The organism is Pseudoalteromonas prydzensis (assembly GCF_011050055.1).
Classification (GTDB): Bacteria; Pseudomonadota; Gammaproteobacteria; order Enterobacterales; family Alteromonadaceae; genus Pseudoalteromonas; species Pseudoalteromonas prydzensis_A.
This window is the reverse complement of sequence record NZ_DRGM01000041.1, coordinates 1-8,179: the sequence shown is the minus strand read 5'-3', so window position 1 is coordinate 8,179 and position 8,179 is coordinate 1. Positions and strand designations below refer to the sequence as shown.

The 8,179-nt window shown below is 39.8% G+C and carries 8 protein-coding genes and 1 tRNA gene; 3 read left to right on the top strand and 6 right to left on the bottom strand.

Annotated features, from left to right (window positions below; translation table 11 throughout):
* The coding region (locus ENH88_RS03655) for a c-type cytochrome (RefSeq protein ID WP_304179624.1) at nucleotides 1-283 on the bottom strand (283 nt) is incomplete at its 3' end.
* A gap of 176 nt (nucleotides 284-459) precedes the next feature.
* Complete coding sequence (locus tag ENH88_RS03650) at nucleotides 460-999, bottom strand: DUF2058 domain-containing protein (protein WP_304179622.1); 540 nt, start codon at nucleotides 997-999, stop codon at nucleotides 460-462.
* Between the two features lie 485 nt (nucleotides 1,000-1,484).
* On the opposite strand from ENH88_RS03650, the gene ENH88_RS03645 reads away from it, so the two are divergent.
* Complete coding sequence (locus ENH88_RS03645) at nucleotides 1,485-2,627, top strand: MFS transporter (RefSeq protein ID WP_304179620.1); 1,143 nt, start codon at nucleotides 1,485-1,487, stop codon at nucleotides 2,625-2,627.
* On the opposite strand, the gene ENH88_RS03640 is transcribed toward ENH88_RS03645, so the two are convergent.
* Both ENH88_RS03640 and ENH88_RS03635 read right to left on the bottom strand, forming a co-directional pair.
* Nucleotides 2,594-3,094 carry a prolyl-tRNA synthetase associated domain-containing protein gene (locus tag ENH88_RS03640; protein WP_304179617.1) on the bottom strand — a complete coding sequence of 167 codons (501 nt, stop codon included), beginning with the start codon at nucleotides 3,092-3,094 and terminating at the stop codon, nucleotides 2,594-2,596. The genes ENH88_RS03645 and ENH88_RS03640 overlap by 34 nt on opposite strands.
* Nucleotides 3,095-3,481: a hypothetical protein gene (locus ENH88_RS03635; RefSeq protein ID WP_304179615.1), complete on the bottom strand. Its 387-nt coding sequence runs from the start codon at nucleotides 3,479-3,481 to the stop codon at nucleotides 3,095-3,097.
* Nucleotides 3,482-3,656: 175 nt separating this feature from the next.
* On the opposite strand from ENH88_RS03635, the gene ENH88_RS03630 reads away from it, so the two are divergent.
* A tRNA-Ala gene (locus ENH88_RS03630) sits at nucleotides 3,657-3,732 on the top strand.
* Between the two features lie 250 nt (nucleotides 3,733-3,982).
* Here ENH88_RS03630 and ENH88_RS03625 read toward each other — a convergent pair.
* Both ENH88_RS03625 and proB read right to left on the bottom strand, forming a co-directional pair.
* Nucleotides 3,983-5,230 carry a glutamate-5-semialdehyde dehydrogenase gene (locus ENH88_RS03625; RefSeq protein ID WP_304179613.1) on the bottom strand — a complete coding sequence of 416 codons (1,248 nt, stop codon included), beginning with the start codon at nucleotides 5,228-5,230 and terminating at the stop codon, nucleotides 3,983-3,985.
* A complete protein-coding gene (gene proB / locus ENH88_RS03620) occupies nucleotides 5,227-6,333 on the bottom strand; it encodes a glutamate 5-kinase (RefSeq protein ID WP_304179611.1) in 1,107 nt (368 codons plus the stop codon). Before proB ends, ENH88_RS03625 begins: the two co-directional genes overlap by 4 nt.
* Before the next feature lie 910 nt (nucleotides 6,334-7,243).
* Between proB and ENH88_RS03615 the strand changes: the two genes are divergently transcribed.
* Nucleotides 7,244-8,179 (top strand): cation:proton antiporter (locus ENH88_RS03615; protein WP_304179609.1); only part of this gene is annotated, 936 nt, incomplete at its 3' end.

The window sequence follows — 8,179 nt, the reverse complement described above, 5'->3', positions numbered from 1 at the left end:
CTTCTTCAGATACATTGGCAACCATTGCTTTCATAGCTGCGCTCATGCCATTGCTGCGCGCGCCCGATTTAATGTCTTTCATTTGTGCTACTAAGTAGTCTTTATTCTGACCATTTAGTTTCGGGTACAGTGCCATGATCGGTGCTTTACCTTCAGGACCATGACAAGTCTGGCACATTTTTGCAGTGTAAAGCGCAGCACCATCGGCAGCTAGGCTATTAAATGACACACTCGCAGCCATAGTGAGACTTGCCCCTAAGAGTAATTTTGTTATCTTGCTCATTGCATTCTCTCTTCTTTTTTAACGGTTTATAAAAATTATTGCTTTAATTGTAGACCATAATAACGGATCTTTGCACATTACTAATGTACGTTATTTATACACCGAGCAGATCACCTCATATAACCAAACTACCTCAAGATGTGAGCTTCAGTAACTTGAGGTGGTTTCGCTATTGACTACCAAACTAAATCATCTGGCACTTCAAAATCGGCATATGGGTCGTCTTCATCTTTGCCTTTATCTTCAGGCTCAACATGAAACACGATATACTTTTCATCAACTTCTGCCACTTTACGCGCAGGTTCATCTTCAAGTACAAAAAACTGCCCTTCTAAAACACAAATAGCGAGCCTGCCACCTGATAATGCTTTTTGCGTTTTTTCGTTTACGTCGAGCTCTTTTACTTTATTTTCATAAGTAAAATTAAAAGTACGCTCACCACGAATGGAATCTTGATTATGATGTTCTAATATCTGCTTCACGCGGGCAACTTGCTCACGTTGTTTTAGCTCAGCTTGACGAGTCTGGTTTAACTCTTCTGCTTTTTTCTGCTGCTCTAGCTTTGTTTGCTGAATATGCTTTTGCAGATCACTGGGGTTACTCGTTGCCCCTTTCTTTGGCTTCTTTTGTTGCTTACGTTTTTCACTTTTAGCAACTTTAGCTTTATGTGAGGTGGTTAGTCCTGCTTGTAGCAATTGGTCTTGTAATGAACCCATGGCTTTGTTCCATTAAAAACTGATATTAGCTTTATTTTATACCCAAACCACCTCAAGATGCGAGTTTCAGTTGGAATTAAAAGCGATTTAGGCAAGGCATTGATTGCAAGTAATAGTGGGTCTATTGCTAAAATCAATAACGCAGTATAAATCGCTTTTAAACCAACCCGTTGGGCGTTTCACAGGCACTTACTCTCAGCGTTGTTACTTCTTAAAAGGGACTGCCATTCTTGCAAAGTAACGCCTTGATATTAAGCCCCTGTGAAACGCTGAATTCTGCATCTTGAGGTGGTTTGGTTATAATCACCAATTAAAACAAATCATAGTGCTGTGGTCATTAATCTAGCAAAGTGTTGTGATTAAAAACCTGATTTAGCGCAATAAATGTATATTTCTAGAATAAAAGTAACCACTTAAAGAACGCATTGAGGTTGAATTTAATATCAATCAGGTTAAGCTGTGGTTTTTGTAGTAGGGCCAATAAAATGCGTTTCGGTCATTTATTAATTTGCTCGCTGTTTATCTTTTTTGTGCTCTATGCACCGCAGCCATTATTAAGCTTATTTGCCGAGCAATTTTCAGTTAGTCCTGCAACCGCTGGTAGTTTGATGACTGCGACCATGATCCCATTAGCCGTTGCGCCTTTGGTATATGGTTTATTGCTTGCTAAACGCAATCCTCTCACTATTCTTCGCTATGCAATGTTATTACTTGCCCTTACTTGTATCGCTTTTGCTTATGCGCCTAGTTTTGAGTTATTACTGCTATTACGATTTTTACAAGGTTTAACCTTACCTGCCGCACTGACCGCGATGACCACTTACATCGGCAGTACTTATCAAACTGATCAGTTACAAAAAAATATGACCTTCTATATTGGCAGTACAATTGCTGGTGGTTACTTTGGCCGAGTGTTAGCGGCTGTATTTGCAGACTTTTGGACTTGGCAAAGCTTCTATTTTGTTATTGCCGCTGGTTTAATTGGCTTTGCATTGAGTATTCCACGTAATCAAATAGCCATTGTTAGCAACACTCTTTCACCATTAAATTATTTAAAACAGCTCGCGAATGCTGCAGTATTAAAATTATATGGCGCGGTGTTTTGTATGTTTTTTTGCTTTGCTGCACTATTAAATTATTTGCCATTCATTTTACAAGACACTTTTTTAATTACTAATACTCGCGATATAGGCTTAGTTTATAGCGGTTACTTGATTGGCGCCCTCGCCTCTATTGCCACTCCTTGGTTATTAAAAAAGAGTATTTCACCGTGGCATTTATTATCTGCAATATTTATTTTTTATAGTATAACGCTGGTATTTTTGATGAGTTCACAATTGGTGGTATTTTTGCTGGCGTTCACTGGCTTTTGTGCTGCGATGTTTATCATTCATTCAACAGCGGCACCGCTGGTTAATAAAATCAGTATCGCCCCAGCCAGCGTTACCAATGGCGCTTATGTGTCGTTTTATTACAGTGGCGGCGCGCTAGGTTCATTTATACCAGGCTTGGTTTATCAACAATATGGCCATGTCGCATTTATGGCCTCATTGTTATTGGTGTGTTTATGTGGCTTAATTTTGGTTACTGCGGGCTATTTAGCGGGCAAAAAAACCACCTTAGGCTGATGCCCTGTTGCTATAAAAAAGCGCTCTAAATCCGCTTTTTGCAGCAACCAAGTTTGGGTGTTTTCAAACGGGTGACAATGGAATAAATCACCAAACCATATATCTTGGTCTAACCATAACGTGACATGGTTTTGCTTGTCATTCATCAGCGCCAACATCGAGACACAGCCAGGAGCGACTTTTAAAAAGCGCGCTAAGCGCTCATCAGAGGCAAACCCTAATCGTGATAACCCTTGGTATTTTGCCAATGCTTTTAAATCTAATTGTTTGTCATGGGCTGTGATCACTAAAAAATGCTTTTTTCCTTCGTTATCACGCAGAAATAAATTTTTCAGCCGCGTACCAGGACGCTCTATCATTAACTCATCAGCAGTAAGACTGCCATGCAACGCCGGATGTTCAATCACATCATAGCGAATCTCTAAATGTAGCAATAGCGCTGCTAACGTTGTTTTATCCGCCAACATTTATAAGCAACGCCCCCTTAGTTTCACGCTTAAATCTCGCCACACAACATCGTTTATCTCGTACTTGTCGTTACAGTATTGCATCGTTTTTAGCTCTTGTTGCAATAACTCTACGGCTTGATCTTCCAACTCTAACTTTAAGCTGTTTGATTCTTCAAAATACTCTTGTTCAGCAAAGTTTTTAAATTCACTGCGCGTGAGTGGTCGATCTAAGTTTAAACTTTTTCGACTATTAGCTTTAACCGACACCACATAGGCAAAAATTTTATTACCTTGGTCATCTAACTTAGTATGTAACTGCTTATTATTAATTTCAAAAGGCGGCTCATCAGTTTGACTTGCGCACCCGCAAAGCAAAACGAGCAGGATCCATGCGTATTTTTTCATTTTTTAAGGTCTTTTTACTATCCAGTGACTGCTAGTCTATCAAAAATAGCTTACTTGCGTGAAAATTCGCAAAATATATAAAAAATGCTTGACCAAATTTATAAATCTCATTAAAGTTCGTCCCGCTTGAAAGGGAATCTCAAGTGGGTTACGACATTCGTAACTTTAGGAATGTGGGGCTATAGCTCAGCTGGGAGAGCGCCTGCCTTGCACGCAGGAGGTCAGCAGTTCGATCCTGCTTAGCTCCACCACTTTCCTACTCTGCTTTTTTATCTCTATGGCTCTCATGCCAAATTCCATTTTTAAATCTTCCTTATTTTAATCAAAAAACTGTTAATTTTATGCTCGTTATTTTTAGCTATAAGTTGTGCGCTGCATTATACCAATCGACTTAAATATTTAATCATTCTAGCGCGCTAAATAAAGCGCTAACATATTATATTTACGATCAAAAATGCCGAGTATAAACTCGGCATTTTAATTAGGTTATTCGACTACTAATTATTCGCGTATTTGGCCTTCACCGTTCACTAAGTATTTTTCTGTCGTTAGCGACTCTAAGCCCATTGGCCCGTAAGCGTGTAGTTTTGACGTTGCGATACCAATCTCAGCACCTAAGCCTAACTGCGAGCCATCTGAGAAGCGTGACGAGGCATTAACCATCACTACCGAGGCATCAACACTGCGTTGGAACAATTCAGCCGCGGCTTGATTTTTAGTGCAAATAACTTCGGTATGATTTGAACCAAATTGTGCAATATGATCAATGGCACCAGCAAAATCAGGCACTACGCGAATGGCAATTTCTAAATCAAGGTACTCTTCACCAAATTGTTCTGGTGTAAGTACGGTTGCGTCATCAAAATATTGTGCGGCTTGGCTATCGGCGTTAATTTTTACCCCTTCTTGGCGCAATACAACGGCACACAAGTTTAAAAACTCATCGGCAATATCTTGGTGTACTACTAAACCTTCTAAGGCATTACATACACCAGTGCGCTGAGTTTTACCATTCAGTAGTAAGTTAATCGCCACTTCTAAATCAGCGCCTTTATCCACATATAAGTGACACACACCTTTAAAGTGTTGGATCACTGGAATGGTGCTGTTATCCGTTACAAAATTAATTAAACCTTCGCCACCACGTGGAATGATTAAATCAATGCTGTCACGTTGCTGCATCAATTCCATTAATAATCCGCGGTCTGGATCTGGAATAACTGAGATTAACGCTGCAGGTAAATTATGCTGCTCTAATACTTGATGCATTACGCTGGCAATGGCTTGCGAGCTTTTCAGCGCCTCTTTACCACCACGCAAAATAACCCCATTACCTGATTTGAAGCATAACGCTCCGGCGTCAGCGGTTACATTTGGCCGTGCTTCATAAATCATACAGACCACACCCAGTGGTACGCGCATTTTACGAATTTTAATACCGTTAGGACGCTCGGTGATATCACGTAATTGACCCACTGGATCGTCAAGGCTTACAATCACTTCAATGCCTTCGGCCATCGCTTCTATGCGTTCATCATTTAGCGTTAAACGGTCTATCATTGACGCTGCTAAATTATTATCGCGGGCTGCGGCTAAATCACTTTCATTTTCTTTAATAATAAATGCTTTTTGCTGGCGCAATGCTGCAGCCATATCCAGTAGCACCTGATTTTTAGTCTCGGTATCGAGTAAGGCTAACTGGTGCGCAGCTTTTGCTGCCTGACGTGAAATATCTGTAATTAAGCTCATGACTTCTCCAATAATGCGATATCTTTCTCTGAAATAACGGGACCGATCGAATCTTGCATCTTGTCGCTAAATTCGCTTTGTTCGTTATCAGCTATAAAATTCAATAAACAACTGCTGTAATTTGCAGTTGCTTTGGCTAATCGAGTGCCGTCGCTACTACGTACCAAAATGGTATCGCCAATTGCAAACTCACCATGCACGGCAACAATTTCATCGCCACGGATACAGCCAGTTTCACCTTCTAAAGATTCATCGTATGAACCCGCTACAACCACTTCACCTTGCTCACTTGCAGTATGAGTCATCCAATGTATGGCTTCTTGCATTGGCTTTTCATACGGTAAGAAAATAGTGCCTGGGTTTTCACCATCGAGCAGCTTTGTAAACGTCTGCTCTTTAAAACCATTAATGATATAAGTAGTAATACCATGTGAAGTGGCTTTTTCTGCCGCTTCTATTTTCGTTTTCATACCACCGGTGCCAACTGCACTGGTAGCACATCCTGCCATAGCATAGATTGAATCATCAATTGATTTAATTTCAGGCAGTAACACGGCATCATCATGTAGGTTAGGGTTCTTATCATAAAGCCCATCTACGTCTGAAAAAATCATTAATGCATCAGCATCTGCGGCCGCAGCCACCATCGCTGATAAATTATCGTTATCACCCACTTTTAAATCATCGGTGGTCACCGTATCATTTTCATTCATGATAGGCAGTACACCATGGTCAAGTAAGGTAAACACGGTTTCTCGAATACTTTGATAACGCTCACGGTCACGTAAGTCACCATGAGTTAATAAAATCTGCGCCGATGGAAAATCAAAAAAGCGATCCCACATGGCCATCATTTCGGTTTGTCCTGCCGCTGCCATGGCTTTTTTCATCGCCACAGTGCGCTCTTGGGTCTTTGGAAATAAATGCGCGCCAGCAGCAACTGAGCCTGACGAAACTAAAATTACTTCAATTCCTTGGCTACGACAACGAACAATAAACTGAGCGATGGTTAATAAATAGCGTGAGCGACAGCCATCTTGATCAGGTGCAATCAATGCGCTACCTACTTTTAATACGATACGTCGCCAATTTAACTTTTGCATAAATGTTCAACTTTCCATTTTAACTGTGTCTTATCCTAGTTGGATAAGTATGAAAACAATCACCTAGCATTAAACTAGGTTACGAGTTAACAATCTGTACTTTCCTTTCACTCATTTTAAATCAGTACTTTTCAACACTCAGCCAAATACATTCACTCAGTATGTTAACTAAGCAGTAGGTATAGCATAACTTTAGCTCAATCATTAAGACTGAACAGTTATAAAGTAAATAAAAAGTGTTGTTTATGCATCGCTGTAAAAAGCTGTGTGAGGCTTTTTTATTAACAACATACATAGAGCCTCTAGAGTCTGATACACCAACAGATAGGGTGATGACTCAAGGACCGAGATTTGCTCACCACGATGGGCGTCAAATATTGAGTAAGTAACAGTTCAACTCAAACTATATAAATCACCACAAGGTAATTTATGTTCAAATTAACTAACTACTAAAAATGAGTAAAAGTATACAAATTGTGTTCAAAACAATTAAAAATTAATTTTTAAGCATATAGATATAGTAACCTCAATCTAAGTCATTGAAATAACCAACAACTTAAAAATAACTATATGTATTCGCTTAGACCTAAAAAATAACTAATTAGATGACTAATTGTTTGAACACTAACTATAATACGCTAATATTGGCCTAGAGATCAAGGCTACATTTCAGCCAATCGGCTTATAATTGCAACTAAACAATTTTAAAACTATTACTTTTCATAAGGTTAAACTAACATTCATGCATTGTGATTATTTCAAAAGCAGTTAATTATCATTTCTTCCACAAATAAGTTCATAAACAGCTAAAATTTTATTAGGAAAAAATAACACACACGTGTATACCCCTGTATTATTGGTTTCATTAGCTATATCCTAATCGCAGTAATAAATAAGGAATACTTCATTTATGTCAGCTATTTATATCGCAGGGATCGCGCTATGCTCGGTTCTCGCCCAATGGATAGCCTGGGGTTTTCGTGTCCCAGCTATTTTATTTTTATTACTTACAGGCCTACTACTAGGTCCTGCTACTGGTATCTTAGACCCAGATGCATTGCTTGGTGATCTACTGTTTCCAGTGGTCTCACTCAGTGTTGCGGTGATCTTATTTGAAGGTTCATTAACGCTGCACTTTCGTGAACTTAAGGGGATTGGCAAGGTGGTCCGAAACCTATGCTCAATAGGTATGATTGCCACCTGTATAGTGATAAGTCTGAGTGCATATTGGATTTTAGAGCTGAACTGGCGTGTTGCCGCAGTACTTGGGGCTGTGTTAGTGGTGACTGGACCGACTGTAATAGCCCCACTATTGAATGCAATGCGACCGACTCAAGATATAGACCGTATCTTGCGTTGGGAAGGCATTGTTATTGACCCAATTGGTGCTTTGTTCGCGGTGTTAGTGTTCGAAGCGGTCATGCTGGTCGGCCAAGGTGAAGTGTTTTTACACACGATTATTGCATTATTTAAAACTCTAGGCGTGGGCTTGTCGATTGGCGTGGTTGCTGGCTGGTTAACTACGTTATTGATCCGTCGTGAATGGCTGCCATTTGAATTACATAAATTCGGCATCTTAGCGCTGGTACTGATTAGCTTTACAGTTTCAAATCATTTAAGCCATGAATCAGGTCTATTAGCGGTAACGGTGTTCGGTATTTGGCTAGCAAACCAAGATGATTTAGAAATTGATTCTGTTTTAGAGTTTAAAGAAGATCTTTCTATGATCTTAATTTCTACTCTGTTTATCCTACTTGCCGCGCGCTTAGAGCTCGCTGATTTAATGATGCTGGATGCTGATGTATTTATCTTTTTAGCGATAGTACTGTTTGTCGCGCGTCCGCTG

Bases quoted from the DNA above. Each gene is read 5' to 3' on its own strand.
- ENH88_RS03625 (WP_304179613.1), bottom strand. From the start codon at position 5,230: ATGAGCTTAATTACAGATATTTCACGTCAGGCAGCAAAAGCTGCGCAC.
- proB (WP_304179611.1), bottom strand. From the start codon at position 6,333: ATGCAAAAGTTAAATTGGCGACGTATCGTATTAAAAGTAGGTAGCGCA.
- ENH88_RS03640 (WP_304179617.1), bottom strand. From the start codon at position 3,094: ATGTTGGCGGATAAAACAACGTTAGCAGCGCTATTGCTACATTTAGAG.
- ENH88_RS03635 (WP_304179615.1), bottom strand. From the start codon at position 3,481: ATGAAAAAATACGCATGGATCCTGCTCGTTTTGCTTTGCGGGTGCGCA.
- ENH88_RS03650 (WP_304179622.1), bottom strand. From the start codon at position 999: ATGGGTTCATTACAAGACCAATTGCTACAAGCAGGACTAACCACCTCA.
- ENH88_RS03645 (WP_304179620.1), top strand. From the start codon at position 1,485: ATGCGTTTCGGTCATTTATTAATTTGCTCGCTGTTTATCTTTTTTGTG.